General features: G+C 71.5%; 16 protein-coding genes. 6 read left to right on the plus strand and 10 right to left on the minus strand.

The genetic code is table 11. The features are described from left to right. Positions 1-31 precede the first annotated feature (31 nt). Positions 32-1666, plus strand: coding sequence for a ricin-type beta-trefoil lectin domain protein (locus tag ACFZDK_RS22790; protein WP_390974977.1), 1635 nt, complete (start codon positions 32-34; stop codon positions 1664-1666). Here ACFZDK_RS22790 and ACFZDK_RS22795 read toward each other — a convergent pair. The 3 genes from ACFZDK_RS22795 to ACFZDK_RS22805 form a co-directional block, all read right to left on the minus strand. After that, positions 1663-2658: an NAD(P)-dependent oxidoreductase gene (locus tag ACFZDK_RS22795; RefSeq protein WP_390974979.1), complete on the minus strand. Its 996-nt coding sequence runs from the start codon at positions 2656-2658 to the stop codon at positions 1663-1665. The two genes, ACFZDK_RS22790 and ACFZDK_RS22795, sit on opposite strands and share 4 nt — an antisense overlap. Next, positions 2655-3824: an alpha-hydroxy-acid oxidizing protein gene (locus ACFZDK_RS22800; protein WP_390974980.1), complete on the minus strand. Its 1170-nt coding sequence runs from the start codon at positions 3822-3824 to the stop codon at positions 2655-2657. The genes ACFZDK_RS22795 and ACFZDK_RS22800 overlap by 4 nt, the downstream gene beginning before the upstream one ends. A 124-nt stretch (positions 3825-3948) precedes the next feature. Then, positions 3949-4479 (minus strand): hypothetical protein, encoded by a 531-nt coding sequence (locus ACFZDK_RS22805; RefSeq protein ID WP_390974982.1) that lies wholly within the window; start codon positions 4477-4479, stop codon positions 3949-3951. 324 nt (positions 4480-4803) lie between these two features. Between ACFZDK_RS22805 and ACFZDK_RS22810 the strand changes: the two genes are divergently transcribed. After that, positions 4804-5226, plus strand: coding sequence for a protease inhibitor (locus ACFZDK_RS22810; RefSeq protein WP_390974984.1), 423 nt, complete (start codon positions 4804-4806; stop codon positions 5224-5226). 135 nt (positions 5227-5361) lie between these two features. On the opposite strand, the gene ACFZDK_RS22815 is transcribed toward ACFZDK_RS22810, so the two are convergent. Together ACFZDK_RS22815 and ACFZDK_RS22820 are read right to left on the minus strand one after the other, a co-directional pair. Beyond that, positions 5362-5745 carry an anti-sigma factor antagonist gene (locus ACFZDK_RS22815; protein WP_390974985.1) on the minus strand — a complete coding sequence of 128 codons (384 nt, stop codon included), beginning with the start codon at positions 5743-5745 and terminating at the stop codon, positions 5362-5364. 282 nt (positions 5746-6027) lie between these two features. Further along, complete coding sequence (locus tag ACFZDK_RS22820; protein WP_390974986.1) at positions 6028-7533, minus strand: DHA2 family efflux MFS transporter permease subunit; 1506 nt, start codon at positions 7531-7533, stop codon at positions 6028-6030. Between the two features lie 156 nt (positions 7534-7689). Between ACFZDK_RS22820 and ACFZDK_RS22825 the strand changes: the two genes are divergently transcribed. The 3 genes from ACFZDK_RS22825 (at position 7690) to ACFZDK_RS22835 (ending at position 9512) form a co-directional block, all read left to right on the plus strand. Beyond that, the gene (locus ACFZDK_RS22825; RefSeq protein WP_390974988.1) at positions 7690-8514 is read left to right on the plus strand and encodes an alpha/beta fold hydrolase; all 825 of its coding nucleotides are present in this window, start codon (positions 7690-7692) and stop codon (positions 8512-8514) included. Between the two features lie 111 nt (positions 8515-8625). Beyond that, the gene (locus tag ACFZDK_RS22830) at positions 8626-8976 is read left to right on the plus strand and encodes a metalloregulator ArsR/SmtB family transcription factor (RefSeq protein ID WP_390974989.1); all 351 of its coding nucleotides are present in this window, start codon (positions 8626-8628) and stop codon (positions 8974-8976) included. Positions 8977-8981: 5 nt separating this feature from the next. Next, positions 8982-9512, plus strand: a complete 531-nt coding sequence (locus tag ACFZDK_RS22835) for an SRPBCC domain-containing protein (RefSeq protein ID WP_390974991.1) — start codon at positions 8982-8984, stop codon at positions 9510-9512. Positions 9513-9516: 4 nt separating this feature from the next. On the opposite strand, the gene ACFZDK_RS22840 is transcribed toward ACFZDK_RS22835, so the two are convergent. The 5 genes from ACFZDK_RS22840 to ACFZDK_RS22860 all read right to left on the minus strand — a co-directional run bounded on the left by ACFZDK_RS22840 (position 9517) and on the right by ACFZDK_RS22860 (position 16611). After that, on the minus strand, positions 9517-12342 hold the full coding sequence (locus ACFZDK_RS22840) for an NHLP bacteriocin export ABC transporter permease/ATPase subunit (protein WP_390974993.1): 2826 nt from the start codon (positions 12340-12342) through the stop codon (positions 9517-9519). A gap of 1 nt (position 12343) precedes the next feature. After that, the gene (locus tag ACFZDK_RS22845; RefSeq protein WP_390974995.1) at positions 12344-14566 is read right to left on the minus strand and encodes an NHLP family bacteriocin export ABC transporter peptidase/permease/ATPase subunit; all 2223 of its coding nucleotides are present in this window, start codon (positions 14564-14566) and stop codon (positions 12344-12346) included. Beyond that, the gene (locus ACFZDK_RS22850; RefSeq protein ID WP_390974996.1) at positions 14563-15369 is read right to left on the minus strand and encodes an HlyD family efflux transporter periplasmic adaptor subunit; all 807 of its coding nucleotides are present in this window, start codon (positions 15367-15369) and stop codon (positions 14563-14565) included. The genes ACFZDK_RS22845 and ACFZDK_RS22850 overlap by 4 nt, the downstream gene beginning before the upstream one ends. A gap of 118 nt (positions 15370-15487) precedes the next feature. Further along, positions 15488-15703 (minus strand): type A2 lantipeptide, encoded by a 216-nt coding sequence (locus ACFZDK_RS22855; RefSeq protein ID WP_293991413.1) that lies wholly within the window; start codon positions 15701-15703, stop codon positions 15488-15490. 494 nt (positions 15704-16197) lie between these two features. Then, positions 16198-16611: a hotdog domain-containing protein gene (locus ACFZDK_RS22860; protein ID WP_390974998.1), complete on the minus strand. Its 414-nt coding sequence runs from the start codon at positions 16609-16611 to the stop codon at positions 16198-16200. A gap of 207 nt (positions 16612-16818) precedes the next feature. Between ACFZDK_RS22860 and ACFZDK_RS22865 the strand changes: the two genes are divergently transcribed. Further along, on the plus strand, positions 16819-18246 hold the full coding sequence (locus ACFZDK_RS22865) for an alpha-lytic protease prodomain-containing protein (protein ID WP_390975000.1): 1428 nt from the start codon (positions 16819-16821) through the stop codon (positions 18244-18246). The last annotated feature ends 50 nt before the right edge of the window (positions 18247-18296 follow it).

Consider the following 18296-nt stretch of genomic DNA (forward strand, 5'->3'; position numbering starts at 1 on the left):
GCGCACCACACGCACCAAAGGAATCCGCTCAGTGCCCACCCCCCACCCGCCTCGCCCTCCCTATCCGCCGCCGGGCGGTGGAGCGGAGGAGTCCGACGAGTCCCTCGCCGCCCCGCTGCGAGCCGGATCCGACATCGAGGCCTCCCGGTCCACCGCGCTGCTCATGGCCCGGCACTGGCGTCCCGTGCAGGAGTACGCGGTCGTCTGCCTGGCGGCCTCCGGGCCCGTCTCCCACATGGTCGCGGCCGCGGCCTTCCACCAGGTCCTGGACCGGGTGGCCCTCGGCGAGACCGCCGACGCGCTGCGGCCCCGACTGCTGGTCACGGTCCGGGACACGGTCGCCAACTGGTCCGCGGAGGACCGAATAGCGGAGGTTCTCCCCGACCTCGGGAAACCGGCCGGCGGCCGCGGCATGCGCGCCACGAAGCCCATGGCACCGGAAAACCGCGTCCTCGCGGAGCGTTCATTCCTGGGCCTTCCGGCGCTCGCCCAGAGTCTGCTCTGGCACACCGAGGTCGAGGCCGAACCCATAACCGTACCCGCCGGTCTGTTGGGCATGGACACGGCAACCGCATCGGCGGCTCTCGAAGACGCCCGGGAGAAATTCCGGGAGGGCTGTGTCCGCGCCCACCGGGAGCTCGCGCCGTCCACCGAGTGCCGCTACTACAACCGGCTGCTGGACGTTCCGCTCCGCCGCGGCGGCGCCCTGCTGCCGGACGTCCAGGAGCATCTCGCGGAGTGCCCGTACTGCCGGGCCGCCGCCGAACAACTCGGCCTCGTCGAGGGCGGTCTGGGGGTGCTGCTCGTCGAAGCGGTGCTCGGCTGGGGAGCCCGCCGCTACCTCGACTCGCGTCCGGGGCGCAAGGGCGCGGACCCGGACACCCCCCCCACCCGCTCCTCCTCCCGCCGCTCCGGAGGCGGGCGCCGGCGCGCCACCGCCCGGACGCGGATCCTGGCGCGTATCCCCGTGCAGGTGCGCCGCCCGCCCGGCTCCTGGTCCTCCAAGACCCTGCTCACCAGCGTCGGCGTCGCCGGGGCGGGGCTGCTGACCTCCGTGCTCGCGGTCAGCGCGCTCTCGGGCGGCGGCGACGGCAGCGACGCCGTCGCGACCGCCGGCCCGACTCCCGGCGACACCGACCCGGACGTGACGCCCACCTCCGGCACGGCCCGGCTGCCCACCGCCGACCACCAGACCCGGCTGCGCAACGAGGCCGCCCAGCTCTGCCTGGACATCAAGGGCGCGCCGCAGGCCGGGGCGAGTGTCGTCCTCGCCGTGTGCTCGACGTCCGGGACCCAGCAGTGGACGTACGAGAGCGACGGCGAGGTGCGCAGCGCGGCCGACCACGACCTGTGCCTGGACTCGCACGCCGACGGCGGGGTGGTCATCCTCGGCACCTGCGCCGCGGCCGACGCCGAGCGCGGTCAGGACGTGCGCTACGACCTCACCGTCCAGGGCGAGTTGCTGCCCCGCTGGGACGAGACCCTCGCCCTCGCCACGGCCGGGGTGGACCCCGACGCCGACGTCGTCGTCAAGGTCCGCGACCACTCCAGCGGCCAGCGCTGGCTGACCGACGGTCCGCCGGCCCCGTCCCAGAGCACCGGCTCCTTCTCCATCGCCGGGACCGGCGGACCGTCGGCACAGCCGGCGGAACTGTCCGGGAACTAGGGGCGGGCCGGAGCCTCGTTCACGACGTCCCGGGGTGCGCCGCCCGCCAGGAAGTCCAGGACGTTCTGGACGGCGGCCAGCGCGATCCGGATCAGGGTCTCCCGGGTGACGCCCCCGACGTGCGGTGACAGGACCACGTGGGGGGCGCGCAGCAACCGCAGGGCCGGGGTGGGCGGTTCGGGGTCGAAGACGTCCAGGCCCGCCCCGGCCAGGGTGCCCTTCTCCAGCGCGTCGGCCAGGGCCTCCTGGTCGATGAGCGCACCCCGGGCCGTGTTGACCACGAACGCGGTCGGCCTCAGGAGGGCGAGGCGGTCGGTGTCGAGGAGGTGGCGGGTCTCGCGGGTGAGGGGGCAGTGCAATGTCACATAGTCCGCGGCGGTCAGCAGCTCCTCCAGCGGGACGTACCGCGCACCCCCGTACCGCTCCTCCGTCTCCTCCGACGCCCGCCGGCGCTGCGTGTACAGGACGGTCATGTCGAAGGCCGCCGCCCGCCGGGCGACCTGCTGGCCGATCCGGCCGAGCCCCACGATGCCCAGCGTCTTGCCGGACAGCTCCGTGAGCGAGCGCTGCAGCCGGGGGAGTGCCCAGTCGCCCTCGGCCAAGGCCTGGTGCGCGGGGACCAGTTGCTTGGCCAGGGCCAGCATCAGCGCGAAGGTCTGCTCGGCCACGTTCTGCGCCTCGGCGCCGCTGGAGCCGATCGTGCACACGGACACGCCCTGCGCACGCGCCGCCTCCGTGTCGACGTAGTCGAAGCCGTGGCTCGCGCACTGCACCAGCTCCAGCTCCGGCGCGGCGGCGAGGTGTTCGGCGGTCACCGGGGCGAGCGCGGTGATCACGACGCGTGCCGCCCGCAGCGCCGCCGGATCCTCACCGGCCGACTCGACGACGGTGACCTTCGCGTCGGCGGGGAACAGGGACGCCATCCCGGCACCGGCCGCCCGGCCGCCGACGTGCGGCGGGATGACGGCGAGGACGTTCTTCGGGGCGGTCACGCGGACTCCTCGATCAGGTCGGCCGCGGTGATCGCGGCAGGGGTGGAGTGCCCGGACAGGGCGAGGGTGAGGTCGAACTCGGCGAGCAGCGAGCGGATCACATGGTCCACGCCGGCCTGTCCGTCGAGGCCGAGCCCGTAGACGTACGGCCGCCCCAGCAGGACCGCCCGCGCCCCCAGCGCGAGCGCCTTGAACACGTCGTCCCCGGTGCGCACCCCGCTGTCGAACAGCACGGTCAGCCGGTCGCCCACCGCCGCGGCGACCCGCGGCAGCGCGTCGGCCGCGGCCACCGAACCGGCCACCTGCCGGCCGCCGTGGTTGGACACCACGACGCCGTCCATCCCGGCGTCGACGGCGAGCCGCGCGTCGTCCGGGTGCAGCACGCCCTTCAGGACGATCGGCCCGTCCCAGTGCTCCCGCAGGAAGGCCAGGTCCGGCCAGGTGTGGCTCGGGTTCCCGAACAGGCCGAGGAAGTGCAGCACGGCCGCGTTGGGATCCTCGTGCACCGGCTTGGCCAGGCCTGCTTGGAACGCCGGGTCGGTGAAGTAGTTGGCGGTGCCCACCCCGTTGAGGAACGGCAGATACGCCTGGTCGAGATCGCGCGGGCGCCAGGACAGCAACGGCGTGTCGAGCGTGACCACCAGCACCGAGAACCCGGCCGCCCGCGCCCGCCCGAGAAAGCTCCTCGTCACCTCGCGGTCCCGGCCCCAGTACAGCTGGAACCACCGCTCGGCGTCCCCCATCGCCTCCGCCACCTGCTCCATCGGCGTGCTGGAGGCGGAGGAGAGGACGAACGGCACGCCGTGCGCGGCGGCCGCCCGGGCGGCGGCGGACTCGGCGTCCGGGTGCATGATCGACAGCACGCCGACGGGCGCCAGCGCCAACGGGGCCGGCAGCGCGCACCCCAGCACCTCCACCGCCAGGTCCCGCTCGCCGACGTCCCGCAGCATGCGCGGCACTATGCGGCGCCGCTCCAGGGCGGACCGGTTGGCGCGCAGTGTGGAGCCGTCGCCGGCGCCGCCCGCCACATAGCCCACCGGGCCGGGCCCGAGCCGCCGCTCGGTCAGCTCCTCCAGGCGGGTCAGATCGGTGGGCAGCCGCGGAACCGCGCCCGTCATCCCGTTGAGATAGATCTCGTACTGGAAGTCCGCCCAGTGCTTGGCCATCCGCCCCGCCTCTCCACGTCGAGTACGCGTCGTGGCGACCATACTCGTCGGTATGTGCGGGGCCGTACACCGCCCTTGGGCGTCGGCTCGCGGCGGTCGCCGCAGGCCGGGGGCCGTCCGGGCCTCAGTCCTCTTCGGTGTCCGGTCCCTGGGCCCGGACCTTCTCGACGTGCTCCAGGGACTCGCGCAGTTCGGTGAGCCAGTCGTCCGTGTGCTTCTGGACCAGCCGTACGCACCAGGCCAGCGCCTCGCTGCGGCTGCGTGCCACACCCCCGGCGATCAGGGTGTCCAGCACCTGGCGCTCGGGCTGACGCAGCCGGGTCATGACCGGCGCCGCGACATGCGTGAACAGCGCCCGGCGCCCGTCGCACTCCGCGCCCCAGGACACCTTGTGCCCGAACCGGTGCTCCGCCTCCCGGGCCACGGCCATCCGGCTCTCCCGGGTGCGCTCCCGGAACTCCTGGATCCGGCCCTGTATGGCGGCCTGCCGCTCGGCGTCCGACACTCCGTCCGCCAGCTTGGGTCCGGGGATCCGCCCGACGACGGTGACCTCCTCACGGTCGACCGTCACCTCGACCAGTTCCTCGAAGAGGTCGTCGGGCAGCCGGCCGGCGAACCAGCCGCGTAGCTTGTCTCGTTGCTCTTGAGTAATCATGTAATGACGATTACTCCGTTGCAGTCCAAAGGCAAGGGCTTGCCGGGAACTCCGCCCACAGCGGAAGCGGAATGTTTCAGGACGATTAACGAGGCGATGGGATCCAGTCATCTGGCCGCTTCGAGCGATCAAGAACCGCTCCGTTGAGCGGTCGACGCGTTCGATTTCCGTGACTTCACGCCACTGATTCAATACGCAAGGTTACTGAAAGCCGTGGGTTCGATGTGTGTTTCGACGCCGGAGTCGGCAGAGTGGCGCCCGCCGCCCCGGTACCCACCGGGCCCAGGGGCGGCACCCGTCGAATCAAGCGGAAGGATGCACACCATGCGAACCACCGCGCGCTGGGCAGCGACCCTCGGCCTCACGGCCGCCGCCGTCTGCGGACCCCTGACCGGGGCCGCCGTCGCCACCCCGAGCTCGCTCTACGCTCCCTCGGCCCTGGTGCTCACCACCGGCCACGGCAGCGAGGCGGCCACCGCCACTCCCGAACGCGCCGTGACCCTCACCTGTGCCCCGGCCGCCTCCGGCACGCACCCGGCCGCCGCCCAGGCCTGCGCCGAACTGCGTGGCGCCGGCGGCGACTTCGACGCGCTGGCACCGAGAACCGACGTGTGGTGCACCAAGCTCTACGACCCCGTCGTGGTCACGGTGGAAGGCGTCTGGCAGGGCAAGCGTGTCTCCTACGAGCGCACCTTCGGCAACCAGTGCATGAGGGATTCCTACGGGGCGAGCGTCTTCGCCTTCTGAGAGCCCGGGATCGCACGGTCCTCGTGACTGCCGGACAGGTCCGCAACTGGGGAGTGCGGCCCCTGGAGCGGGGCACCTGCGATCTCGCACCGGAGGTCGGACGGGCGGAGTGGGGCCGCCCGCCGACCTCCGGCATCACCGCCGCTCCCCGGCGCTCCCGTCCCGGGGAAACCCGGGGAGCGGCGGAAACCGCCCCAGCAGCCCCGAGGCCCGTAACAGCCGCGGCACCCGGGGCCCTTCGCACACCAGCCGCAGCCGCCCGCCACGCTCCCTGGCCCGCGCCTCGGCCCGGCACAGCACCCGCAGCGCCGAACAGTCGAGAAACCCGATCCGCCGCAGATCGACCAGCACATCCGGCTCGGGCTCCGCGGTCGCCGCGAGCAGATGCTCGGCGACCAGCTCCTCGGTGGCGATGTCGACCTCGCCGAAGACCTCTACGACGATGTACGAACCCGCTCGCCGGGTACGCGCACAGGAGTTGGCGGCGGGCAGCCCGGGGTCAACGGCTTCCGACGTCATCTCAGCGCTCCACCTCGCCGGGGCGGGTATGGGCCCGGTTGTTACCCACCGGGAGCGCGTGTCATCCCTGCCGGGGGCAGCGCAAGATCGGGTTCACTCGACAGAGTGAATATAATTCAAAAAGCTTGACTTGAAACGCCCCGATAGGGGCGCGGGGCTGTATCGATGTGCGGCTCCGCCGCGGGGGCGCGACCAGTCACGATGCACCCGCAGACGACAACGGCGAGGGGCCACCGTCTCCCTGCTGACGGCGACCCCTCAGTACCCGCGGCTCTGCGGAAGCTACATGTGCACGACCGGCGCGGCGTTGGCGTCCTGCTCCGGCACCCCCCGGCGGAACAGCAGGAACGCGATCACCGCACCCGCCGCGAACATGCCGGCCGACCACCAGAACGCGGTCGTGTAGCTCTCGATCGTCGCCTGCGCCTGCACCAGCTTGTTGGTCGCGTCCCGCCCGGCCAGGTAGTTCGTCGCCGCACTCGCCGCGAGCGTGTTCAGCAGCGCCGTACCGATCGAACCGCCCACCTGCTGCATGGCGTTGACCGTGGCCGAGGCGACACCCGCCTCGTCGGCCGTCACCCCGCCGGTGGCGAGCTGCATGGCCGCCGGCATCACCAGGCCGAGGCCGAGACCGGTCACGATCAGCTGCGGCAGCACCGCGCTGACGTAGCTCGACCCGACATCGATCCCGGCGAGCCAGGCCATGCCGACCGCGGAGACCAGGAAGCCCAGCGGCACGACCGCCTTGGGCCCGATCCGCGGCACCAGGACCTGCGTGCCCAGCTGTGCCGTCACCATCAGGGCGCCGATCATCGGCAGGAACGCCACACCGGTCTTCGTCGGGCTGAAGCCGAGGTTCAGCTGGAGGTAGTAGGTGAGGAAGAGGAACACGCCGAACATGCCACCGGCCGAGATCAGCACGGCGAGGAAGGAGGCGGCCCGGTCGCGGTCCAGCAGGATGCCCAGCGGCAGCAGCGGGTGCTTCGACTTGGTCTGCCACCAGGCGAAGGCCGCCAGAAGGGCCACGCCCGCGATCAGGAAGCCCCAGGTCAGCGCCGAACCCCAGTCGTGCGTCTCGGCGTTGGAGAAGCCGTAGACCAGCGAGAACAGACCGGCGGCGACGAGCACCGTGCCCGGCACGTCCAGCTTGGAGTTCGCGGCGTCGCGGTGGTTGGTCAGCAGCATCATGCCGCCGATGAAGGCGACGACGGCGATCACGACGTTCACGTACAGCGTCCAGCGCCAGTCGAACGCGTCGGTCAGCGCGCCGCCGAGCAGCAGACCGACCGCACCGCCGGCACCCGCGATGGCGCCGTAGACACTGAACGCCCTGGCCCGCTCACGGGCGTCGGTGAACGTGGTGTTGAGAAGGGAGAGCGCGGCCGGTGCGAGCAGCGCACCGAAGGCACCCTGCAGGGCGCGCGCGGTGACCAGCATCCCGAAACCGTTGGCGGCACCGCCGAGCGCCGACACGGCGGCGAAGCCGACGACACCTACGAGGAAGGCCGTCTTGCGGCCGAAGAGGTCGGCGATCCGGCCGCCGAGCAGCAGCAGCGAGGCAAAGGCGAGGGCGTATCCGGTGACGATCCACTGCCGGTTGCCGTCGGAGAAGCCGAGGTCCGCCTGGGCGGACGGCAGGGCGATGTTCACGATGGTGGCGTCGAGCACCACCATGAGCTGGGCGACGGCGACGACCGCGAGGATCCACCACCGCTTGGAGGAGGCGGCGGCCGGTGGCGTTTCTGCGGCGCCGACGTGGGCGTCGTCGGTCAGAGTCTTCTCAGACATGGGAGAACTACTCCAGGGAAGTCGTTCGGGATTCACCAAGAAGCCGCCTCGCCATGGCGGCCCGTTGTCGAGCCGCGAACGAAACGGTTTCGTACACATCGAGACTAGACCACTTTCAGCGAAACGGCAACGTTTCGCTGAGGAAGGGGATCGATCATGGTCAACGGCATGCTCGCGGTGGACGGTGCGGAGCTCTACTACGAGGTGCTGGGCACCGGTCCGGCCCTGCTGATGATCAGTGGCGCGGGCGGTGACGCGGGCTACTACTCGGCGGTCGCCGAGGACCTCGCGGACGCCTTCACCGTGATCACCTACGACCGCCGCGGCAACTCCCGCAGCACCGGCCGTGACGGCATGCCGACGACCCTCGACGAACAGGCGGCGGACGCCCGCGCCGTGGTCGCGGAGCTGGCCGGCGACCGGGCCCTGGTGTTCGGCAGCAGTGCGGGCGCGATCATCGGCCTCACCCTGGCGGCCCGCCATCCCGAGGTGATGGCGGGCCTGATCGCCCATGAACCGCCCGCCGTGAACGTCCTGCCCGACGGCGACCCGGCCCGCAGCTTCTTCCCGGAACTGGCCGCGGTCCACGCGCAGGGCGGGGGACCGGCCGCCGGGCGCCACTTCGCACAGGGGGTCCGGGGCGAGGGCGCATACCGCTGGCCGGACGACGTGTGGAAGCGTTTCCTCGGCAACCAGGACCACCTCTTCACCGCGGAATGGCCCGCGCTGGCCGCTTTCCTCCCTGACGACCAGGCGCTGCGCTCGGCACCGTTCCCGATCGTGCTTGGGGCGGGCAGTGAGGATCGTGGCGCGTACTACGCCCGCCCGTCGATCGAGATCGCCCGCCGGATCGACGCACCCTGGGCGGAGTTCCCCGGCATCCACATGGAATACCTGCGAGCTCCGGCCCCCTTTGCGGCGGCGATCCGCGCACTGGCAACGCTGCTGCACTGGCAGGCAACGGTCAGCCCACCCGCCTAAGGGGCGCGGGGAACTGCGCGACCAGCCCCCACCGGCCGCAAGTGTTCATGCAGCCGCCGGCCGCCCATGTATTCCTTGACAGGAATATAACTAGCTGGGCATATTGAAACCATGTCCGAAGACGCCCTCTGGACCGCCCTCGCCGACCCCCACCGAAGAGCCATAGTCGGCCTCCTCCTGGAGCGCTCCCGCCCCGTCGGCGAGATCGTGGACGCATGCGGCCTCAGCCAGCCGAGCACCTCCAAGCACCTCAAGGTGTTGCGGGAGGCCGGCCTGGTCCGGGTCCGGCAGGACGCCCAGCGCCGGGTCTACGCCCTCGACCCGGCCCCCATCGCCGAGCTGGACGCCTGGCTGGCCCCCTACCGCCGGCTGTGGAACCGCAGCCTGGACGCCCTGGGGCGCCGCCTCGACGAGACGGCCGCGCCGACGGACGACCCGGAAGAACCCTCCCCGAAGGACTGATCCCCATGCCCGCCGATCTCACCGGCACCTACGTCACCCTCGACGACGGCCGCCCGGCCGTCCGCTTCAGCCGTCTCTACGGCCATCCGGTCGACCGCGTCTGGCACTTCGTGACCGACCCCGACGAACTCGCCGAGTGGTTCCCCTCCCGCGCCGAGATCGACCTGCGGCCCGGCGGCGCCGTCAAGTTCACCGGCGACCCGAACATGCCCGAGTCCTACGGCACCGTGCTCGCCGTCGACCCGCCCCGGAACCTCACCTTCGACTGGGGCGGCGACGAGATCCGCTTCGACCTCGCGGCGGACGGCGACGGCCGCACCCGCTTCACCCTCACCCACGTCCTGAGCGAGGAGAACACCGCCGCCCGCAACAGCGCGGGCTGGGAGGTCTGCCTCGCCGCCCTCGACGCCAAGGCCCACGGCGAACGCTTCGAGGGCCCGCACGCAGGCGTCAACGCGCCCTGGAAGGAGTACTACCAGGGCTATCTCGACGCGGGGGTGCCCTCCGGTGCCCCCGTCCCGGGCATCGACGCCTGACCGGTCACGCCAACTGCCGCCGCACCAGCTCGTGCAGCCGTCCGCCGGTGTCGGCGAGCAGCTGGGCCGGCGGGCCCTGCTGGGCGACCTTGCCGTCCTCCATCACGATGACCCGGTCGGCGTCCATGACCGTCGACAGCCGGTGGGCGATGACGATCCGGGTGGCGTTCAGCTTGCGGGTGCTCTCGATGACCGTGCGCTGGGTGTCGTTGTCGAGCGCGCTCGTCGCCTCGTCGAAGAAGAGGATGCGCGGGCGGCGGATCAGCGCCTGGGCGATCATCAGCCGCTGCCGCTGACCGCCCGAGATCGCTCCGCTCCCGGCGACGATCGTGTGCAGCCCCATCGGCATCCGCTTGATGTCCTCGGCGAGGCCCGCCATCTCGGCCGCCGCCATCGCCTCCTCGGGGGTGTACGGCTCGGTGCCGCAGATGACGTCCAGGATCGAGCCGGTGAACGGCTGCGCGTGCTGGAGCACGACACCGCACTGGCGGCGGACGGCGGACTGGTCGAGCGCGCCCAGGTCCTGGCCGTCGTACAGGACGCTCCCCGAGACCGGCTTGTCGAAGCCGATCAGCAGCCGCAGCAGGGTCGACTTGCCGCAGCCGCTGGGGCCGACGATCGCCACGAACTCGCCCGGGCGGATGTCGAAGGAGACGTCGTCGAGGACGAGGGGACCGTCGTCGGCGTACCGGAAGGAGAGGCGGCGGGCCTCGACGGCGCCGGACAGCGGGCCGGGGCGGGTGCTGGCGGTGCGGACCTCGGGGGCGGCCTCCAGGACGGGCTGGATCTCCTCGAAGAGCGGCAGCGCGGCGACCGCCGACACGAAGGAGCCGGTGAGCTGGGTGACCGAGGTGAGCAGCATCGTCACCGAGGTGTTGAAGGTGAGGAAGGCCGCCGCGTCCATGGCGCCCTTCGCCGGGCCCGCGAGCAGCATGAACATCAGGAGGGTGCAGACCGGGAGGTAGACCGAGCCCAGCACCGTGGTGAGGTTCTTGATCCGGCCCACCTTCTGCTGGAGCTCACGGCTGCGCGCGAACTCGCCCGCCCAGGCCGCGTACGCGTAGTTCTCGGCCGCCGCCACCCGCAGCTTCGGCAGGCCCCGCAGGGTCTGGAAGGCCTGGTTGTTCAGCTTGTTGCCGAGCACCACGAGCTTGCGCTGCCAGCGCACCTGCCACAGCCCGAGCCCCAGGAACAGCGCGCCGATGACCACGAGCATGCCCATCGCGGCCAGCGCCATCGGGACGCTGTACCAGAACAGCAGGCCCAGGTTCATCGCGCCGACGGTCACCGACTGGGCGACCACCGGGCCGACGCCCGCCAGCAGGCGGCGGATCGCGCTGATGCCCATCGCCGCGCTCGCCAGCTCACCGGTCGAGCGCTGGGTGAAGAACTTCGTGGGCAGCCGCAACAGCCGGTCCCAGACGGCGGGTTGGAGCGTCGCCTCGATACGGCCCTCCAGGCGGAGGATGGTCAGGTTCTCCAGGAGCGTGAACGCGGCCGACACCACGGCGCTGATCATCACCGCGAGGCAGACCTGCACGATGAGGTTCGTCTGGGCCTTCGGCACATAGTCGCCCAGCACCTTGCCGGTGGCGATCGGCACCAGCGAGCCGATCGCGACGGTCACCAGACCGGCGAGGATCAGACTGCCGAGGTCGCCGCGGGTGCCCTGGAGGCTGAAGCGGAGCAGGCCCAGCGGGCTGAGCGCCTTGTCCGGCAGCGGACGGTAGAACATCACCGCGCGTGGCTCGAACTCCTCCGCGTTCGCCTTCTCGATCGGCGTCTCCCGGCCGGTCGCCGGATGGACGGCCACGTAGCCGCCGCGCCGCCACAGCAGCGCGACCGGCGCCCCGGACAGGGCGCGGTGCCCGACCAGCGGGCCGACATTGTCCCGCCACCAGCTGCCGTCCAGGCGTACGGCCCGGGTCCGCACCCGGGAGGCCAGCGCCACCCGCTCGATCGGGTCGATGCGGTCACTCCCGGCTGGTCCCGTGCCGCTCTGCGCGGGCTCGGCGAGGGTGATGCCGGCCGCCTGGGCGACCAGCCTGCAGGCCGCGTAGGAGGCGTCGGCGTCGGCGGCCGTGGTGCGTTTGGCCGCCTTGCCGATGGAGGCAAGGAGGGTCCGGTCGGCCTGGGCGCGGACCGCCTCACCGGCCTTGATACCGGCCGCCGTACGCGTCTCGTGGGTGCGTTCCAGCTGCTCGATCCAGCGGTCCAGGGTGGTCAGCAGCCGGTACTGCTGGTCGACCATGCTCTGCCACAGGGCCGGGTCCATCAGCAGGTCGGCCGCCGCCTCCGCGCCGTACAGCGAGCCGTACTGCACGCTGCCGGGCGGCACCTGCATCCAGAAGACGTCGTCGTCGGTGGGGGCCGCGGCCCGCTCGCTGGCGGTCATCGGGGCCTGGAAGAGGATGGAGAGGCCACGGCCGACGCCGAGGGCGAGGGCGTACTCCAGGGGGCTCGTGGTCGGCGGTACGTACTGGGGGTTGCCGTACTCGTCGTAGGACCAGGTCTGGGTGCTGGCGGGCTGGTACAGCTCGCGCAGGCCGATGCGGTGGACGACGCAGTCCCGCAACGGGCGGGCCACCAGGGTGTGTTGCGGTCCGGCGACCGGGCCGAGCAGCAGCGCGCCCGCCTCCAGCCGGCCCAGGTGGTGCCAGTGGCCCTGCTGTTCGGCGTCCACCGCGAACAGGTCCAGGGCACCGGACGCCACCAGCCACAGCGTCTGCGGGCCTTCGAGGTCGAGGCGGTTGAAGCCGGTGCAGTCGATCCGGGAGCCCAGCGAGCCGAGCGCGCCGAGAACGAGGTCGCCTCCGTCTACGGTCGTCATCTCATCGCTCCCTGACCAGCGCGGCGTAAGCCCCGCCGTGTGCCACCAACTCGTCGTGCCGCCCGCGTTCCACGATCGTCCCGTGCTGGAGCACGACGATCTCGTCGCTGTCGCGGACCGTGCTCAGCCGGTGCGCGATCACCACGCAGGCGCAGCCGCGCCGGCGCAGGTTGTCCATGACCGTCAGCTCGGTCTCCGCGTCCAGCGCGCTGGTCACCTCGTCGAGGACGAGGATGCTGGGGCGGCGCACCAACGCCCGTGCGATCTCCAGGCGTTGGCGCTGGCCGCCGGAGAAGTTGCGGCCGTCCTGCTCGACCCTGCTGTGGATGCCGCCGGGCCGGCGCGTCACCACGTCGTACAGGGCCGCGTCCCGCAGCGCCTCCACCACGGCCTCGTCCGGGATCGACGGGTCCCACAGCGCCACGTTGTCGCGCACCGAGCCCTCGAAGAGGAAGACGTCCTGGTCGACGAAGGAGACGGAGGCGGCGAGCGCGCCGCGCGGGATGTCCTCCAGGCGCTGTCCGTCGATGCGGATCACGCCCTCCCAGGGGGCGTACAGGCCCGAGATCAGCCGGGAGACCGTGGACTTGCCGCTGCCCGAGCCGCCCACCAGGGCCACCTGCCGGCCCGGGCCCACCGTCAGGTCGAACCCGGTGAGCAGGGGCTTGTCCAGTGGGCTGTAGCCGAAGGAGATGTTCTCCAGCTCGACATGGCCCTGCAGCCGCCGGGTGGAGTCGCCCGCGCCGGGGCGGGCGTAGATCGGGTCGGCCTGGAAGTTCTCCACGTCCTTGAGGCGGGCCACGTCGGCCGCGAAGTCCTGGATGCGGCCCGCGACCCCGTTCAGCCGGGTGAGGGGAGCGGTGAAGCGGGTCACCAGGGACTGGAACGCCACCAGCAGACCGACCGAGATCCCGCCCTCGACGGCCCGCATACCGCCGATCCACAGGATCAGCGCGCTGTTGACGGTCGCGAGCGTCGGCGCGACCACGCCCAGCCAGGCGCTCGGCACCCCGAGCCGCTGCTGCTCCTCCAGGGTGGCCGCGTGCTGACCGGCCCACCTGCGGAAGTAGCCGTCCTCGCCGCCGGTCGCCTTCATCGTCTCGATCAGCTGGAGGCCGGTGTACGAGGTGTTGGTGAGCCGGGCGGTGTCCGCGCGCAGCTTCGCGGTCCGGGTCGCGCGCAGCCGTACGACGAACCGCATCGCCACGATGTTCAGCAGGGCCACGCCGATGCCGAGGAAGGTGAGCTGCGCGTCGTAGGTGTAGAGGAGCACGGCGTAGAGCACGACGACCACCGCGTCCACGCCGGCCGCCGCGAGGTCGCGGGCGAGGGTCTCGGCGACCTGGTCGTTGGACTGGAGGCGCTGGACCAGGTCGGCCGGGCTGCGCTGGGAGAAGAAGGTCACCGGCAGCCGCAGCAGATGGCGCAGGAAGCGGGCGCTGGAGAGGGTGGAGGAGACGATCCGGCCGTGCAGCAGGTTCGCTTGCTGCAGCCAGGTCAGGGCCACGGTGAGCAGCACACAGGTACCCATCGCGGCGAACAGCACGGTGAGCAGCGAGGTCTGGCCGCCGATGAGGAACATGTCGATGTACTGGCGGCTGAGCGCGGGCACCGCCGCGCCCACGACCACCAGCAGCAGGCTGGCCAGCACCGCCGCCGGCATGGTGCCCGCCGTGCCGCGCAGCCGGGCCGGCATCGCGCCGAGCACGCCGGGGCGGCGGCCGCCCTTCTCGAAGCCGTCGCCCGGTTCCAGGACCAGCACGACCCCGGTGAAGCTGCCGTCGAACTCCTCCATGGGCACGAACCGGCGGCCCTTGGCGGGGTCGTTGATGTAGACGCCCCGGCGGCCGAAGCGGCGGCCCATGCCGTCGTAGACGACGTAGTGGTTGAACTCCCAGAACAGGATGGCCGGGGCCTGGACGTCGGCGAGGGCGGCCAGGTCCATCTGCATGCCCTTGGCCGTGAGGCCGTAACTGCGGGCCGCCTTCAGCAGGTTGCTGGCACGGGAGCCGTCGCGGGAGACACCGCAGGCGATGCGCAGCTCCTCCAGCGGGACATGGCGGCCGTAGTGGCCGAGGATCATGGAGAGGGAGGCGGCGCCGCACTCGACGGCCTCCATCTGGAGCACGCTGGGCGTGCGGACCGTGCCGCCGCGGCCCTTGGGGACCGGTCGCTTGGGCGGGGCGGCGCGCCGGCGGCCTCGGGTTTCCTGGACGGTGGTCACGGGAGCAGCCAATCGACGGGACGCTGGTCGGCCAGCCGGATCGAACCCGAGGCCAGGGTCATGGAGTCGAGGGCGAAGGGCGGGCCGTCGGCCGAGGACCACTTGTAGCCGCTCTTCGTCTTCTTCGACCTGTCCAGCCGGACCAGGACGGCCACCGGGCGGCCCTTCTTGGTGAACTGGTCGCCGAGCTGGCTGTCGCCGAGGAACGCGGCGATCGACTGGGCCGACTGGGCGGAGCGGTCCACCGACTTCACATGGCCGCGCAGCACGCCGTACTCCTGGGTCGACACCGACGACACGGTCAGGTCGACCCGGGCGTCGGCCGGGATGGCGGAGGCGTTCTCGGCGGGGACGTAGACCGTCGCGTACAGCGGGTCCGAGGTGTGGGCGATCTTCTCCACGGCGGCGACGTTCGCGCCGGTCTGGATGATCTGCCCGATGGTCGCGGCGAGCGCGCTGATCCGGCCCGCGGCTACCGTGCGGACGACCGAGTCGCCCTCGCTGGTGCGGACCTTCAGGACGGGGGAGTTCGCCGGGAGCCGTTCGCCCTGCTCGGCGAGGACGGCCGTGACCTGCCCGGCGACCGGGCTCTGCAGGATGTAACTGCCCTGCCCGTGGGTGAGGATGGCCTCGGCGGTCACCGTGGAGGCGACCGAACCGGTCACCGCCCACACCGAGGCGGCCGCCATCACGACGACCGAGACGGACAGCGCGAGCCAGCCCTGCGGACGGGCGAACCGCACGGGGAGATCGAGCTCCTCCGGCGACTGGAGCTTGGCGAGGGCCTGTTGGCGGAACTGCACGGAACTTCCCTCACCTAGGGGAGAGACACGGGTGTTTCAGAACGCGCGGATGTTTCCGAACGCCCGAGAGCCCCGGGGCCGGGATCCGGCTCCGGGACTCAGCGGCAACGAGGTGCGATCAGAGACCGGCGACCAGGTTGGTGACCGGCTGGGTGTTCAGGCCGGTGACACCCTCGACCGTGCCGACGACCGTGTTGACCAGGCCGGAAACCGGGGCAACGCTGTCCACCAGGCCGGTGACGGTGCCGACGGCGTTCAGGGACAGGCCGCCGGAGACGTTGTCGAGCTCGGCGTCGGAGATCTCGACGGTCTCAACCTGGGGGGTGGAGTTCATGATGGAACTTCCCTTCATATGGATATTCACAAGGGGGAGAACGGCCCCCCATACGGCCCTTCGGGACGAAACAACGGCCCTGTGGGGACGAGCGGATGGCCGCAACCGCGGGCGCCGTGCGCCCGTTTCCGGGAATCCTTGGCGGTCCCTGCGGTGCGATGGATCAAAGCACGCCCGCAGTCCGCGTATCCAATCAACCAGGCGTCTCACCTGGGCACTTGAGCCTCAGAAGGGTTCATCCGTGCAGGCGTGCGCACGCCTTGTCGGCGACTCCTTCACAAGCCGCACCACTTCGCCGCAGCGGCGAGGGTTGCCCTCCCGGTGGCGAATCCGGCACTCCGCGCCAAAGGCGCGGCAGGGGGCGTGCGGTTGTGCAGATCCGCTGCTTCCGGTGACTTGGTTGGGTAGTGGATGTGCAGATTCCCTGAAGCAAGGATTCCGGTCCGTGATCGCAACGGACCGTCAATGACCGATTGCTGACCGTGTCGGCTGCGTCAGCCCAGCAAGGCGTAGACCGTGCTCGCCCGGGCCGCGAGCGCCCCCGACCGCTCGTCGCTCATGGTGATGTCGGCGAAAGCCATCCGCCGGCCCACTTTCGTCAGCACCGCTTCGATCAGGACATCCGAACCGCTCACCGCGCGCTGGAACGACGTCGACTGCTGGACCGTCGTCATCGGTACGAAGCCGCCCCGCGCCGCCGAGACCGCGATCACCGTCGCCGTGTCCGCCGCCGCCATCAACGCCTGCCCCGACAGCCCGCCGCCCTCCCGGGACAGCCGCTCCGACCAGGGCAGACGCAGGACGGCCCGGTCCTTGCCCAGCGCCGCCACGGACAGCCCGAGATCGAGCACCCAGGGGGCGAAGTTGGCGGAGAGGATCTTGTCGGCTTCGGCGGTGGTCATCGTCATATGGGGGATTGTTCCCGGCCCCGCGCCACGCCACGCGCAACGGCCCCGGGCCCCGCGCGCCGTGGCCGATTTCCCGTCGGTGAGAGGAAGTCAAGAACCGGAATTGAACGCACCAAGTGACCCGCCCGTACCTACGTGCATCCAGGCGCCGCTCACGAACAACTGCCCTACTACGGCAGACACTCCGTCCCTTGGAGGTCGAGAAGTTTGAGTCACAAGCGAATTCCGAAGCGCAAGGCCGCCATAGCGGTGGGCGGTGTCGTGGCGCTCGGAGCTGCGGCCATTCTGCTGCCGAACGCCAACGCGTCCCAGGACGGCAACAACGACGCCTCCGCGGCCGCTCCCAAGACCCTCAAGGCCTCGGGCGCCTCGGATCTTGCCGCACAGCTCCAGGACCTGCTCGGCCAGGCCTTCGCCGGGTCCTACTACGACAGCGGCAAGCAGCAGCTCGTCGTCAACGTCATCAACGGCGACAACAACGTGATCGTCCAGGCCGAGAAGGCCGGCGCGGTCGTCCGCCAGGTGGCGAACAGCACCTCCGCGCTGGAGGCGGCCGCCGCCACCCTCAAGACCAAGGCGACCATCCCCGGCACCGCCTGGGCCGTCGACCCGAAGACCAACAAGGTCGTGGTCACCGCCGACAGCACCGTCACCGGCTCCAACTGGGACACGCTGGAGTCGACGGTCCAGAGCCTCGGCTCGAACATGGCCACCCTGAAGAAGTCCTCGGGCACCTTCAAGACCTTCGTCTCCGGCGGCGACGCGATCTTCTCCCAGGTGGCCGACGGCGAGGTCCGCTGCTCCCTCGGCTTCAACGTCACCGCCTCGGACGGCAGCCCCGCCTTCCTGACGGCCGGTCACTGCGGGGTCGCGGCCAAGGACTGGTCCGACACCGAGGGCGGCCAGCCCATCGCCACCGTCGACCAGGCCCAGTTCCCCGGCGACGGCGACTTCTCGCTCGTCAAGTACAACGACGCCACCACCCAGGCGCCGAGCGAGGTCAACATCGGCAACGGCCAGACCGTCGCCATCAACCAGGCCGAGGAAGCGACCGTCGGCACGACGGTGTTCCGGATGGGCTCCACCACCGGTCTGCACGACGGCCAGGTCACCGGCCTCGACGCCACCGTGAACTTCCAGAGCGAGACCGACCCGAACGGCGTCGACACCGTCACCGGTCTCATCCAGACCAACGTCTGCGCCGAGGCCGGCGACAGCGGCGGCTCGCTGTTCACCCAGGACGGCGGCGCGGTCGGTCTCACCTCGGGCGGCAGCGGCGACTGCACCTCCGGCGGCGAGACCTTCTTCCAGCCGGTGACCACCGCCCTGCAGGCGACCGGCGCCACTCTCGGCGACGCGGGCGCGGGCGCCGGTGACGCCGGTGCCACCGCCGACCCGTCCGCCACGGCCACCGACCCCGCGGGCGGCGACCAGGCCGGCGGCGACCAGATCGGCGGCGCCGCCGACCCGTCCGCCACGGCCGCGGACCCCTCGGACGCGGCCGGCGACCAGAGCGCCACCGGCACCGGTGACGACACGGGCACCGGTGAGGCGACCGGCACCGGCGACCAGACCGGCACGGGAGACCAGTCCGGGACCGGCGTGAGCGACAACAGCAACGAGTCCTCGCACTGATCCAAGAACCGCTGATCGGCCCAACCAGCGGTTCCGGTCGAACAGCGGAC

The organism is Streptomyces sp. NPDC007901 (assembly GCF_042959465.1).
Classification (GTDB): Bacteria; Actinomycetota; Actinomycetes; order Streptomycetales; family Streptomycetaceae; genus Streptomyces.

Coding starts and splice junctions, on each gene's coding strand:
- ACFZDK_RS22800 (WP_390974980.1), bottom strand. CDS start 3,824: ATGGCCAAGCACTGGGCGGACTTCCAGTACGAGATCTATCTCAACGGG.
- ACFZDK_RS22805 (WP_390974982.1), bottom strand. CDS start 4,479: ATGATTACTCAAGAGCAACGAGACAAGCTACGCGGCTGGTTCGCCGGC.
- ACFZDK_RS22810 (WP_390974984.1), top strand. CDS start 4,804: ATGCGAACCACCGCGCGCTGGGCAGCGACCCTCGGCCTCACGGCCGCC.
- ACFZDK_RS22815 (WP_390974985.1), bottom strand. CDS start 5,745: ATGACGTCGGAAGCCGTTGACCCCGGGCTGCCCGCCGCCAACTCCTGT.
- ACFZDK_RS22820 (WP_390974986.1), bottom strand. CDS start 7,533: ATGTCTGAGAAGACTCTGACCGACGACGCCCACGTCGGCGCCGCAGAA.
- ACFZDK_RS22825 (WP_390974988.1), top strand. CDS start 7,690: ATGGTCAACGGCATGCTCGCGGTGGACGGTGCGGAGCTCTACTACGAG.
- ACFZDK_RS22830 (WP_390974989.1), top strand. CDS start 8,626: ATGTCCGAAGACGCCCTCTGGACCGCCCTCGCCGACCCCCACCGAAGA.
- ACFZDK_RS22835 (WP_390974991.1), top strand. CDS start 8,982: ATGCCCGCCGATCTCACCGGCACCTACGTCACCCTCGACGACGGCCGC.
- ACFZDK_RS22840 (WP_390974993.1), bottom strand. CDS start 12,342: ATGACGACCGTAGACGGAGGCGACCTCGTTCTCGGCGCGCTCGGCTCG.
- ACFZDK_RS22855 (WP_293991413.1), bottom strand. CDS start 15,703: ATGAACTCCACCCCCCAGGTTGAGACCGTCGAGATCTCCGACGCCGAG.
- ACFZDK_RS22860 (WP_390974998.1), bottom strand. CDS start 16,611: ATGACGATGACCACCGCCGAAGCCGACAAGATCCTCTCCGCCAACTTC.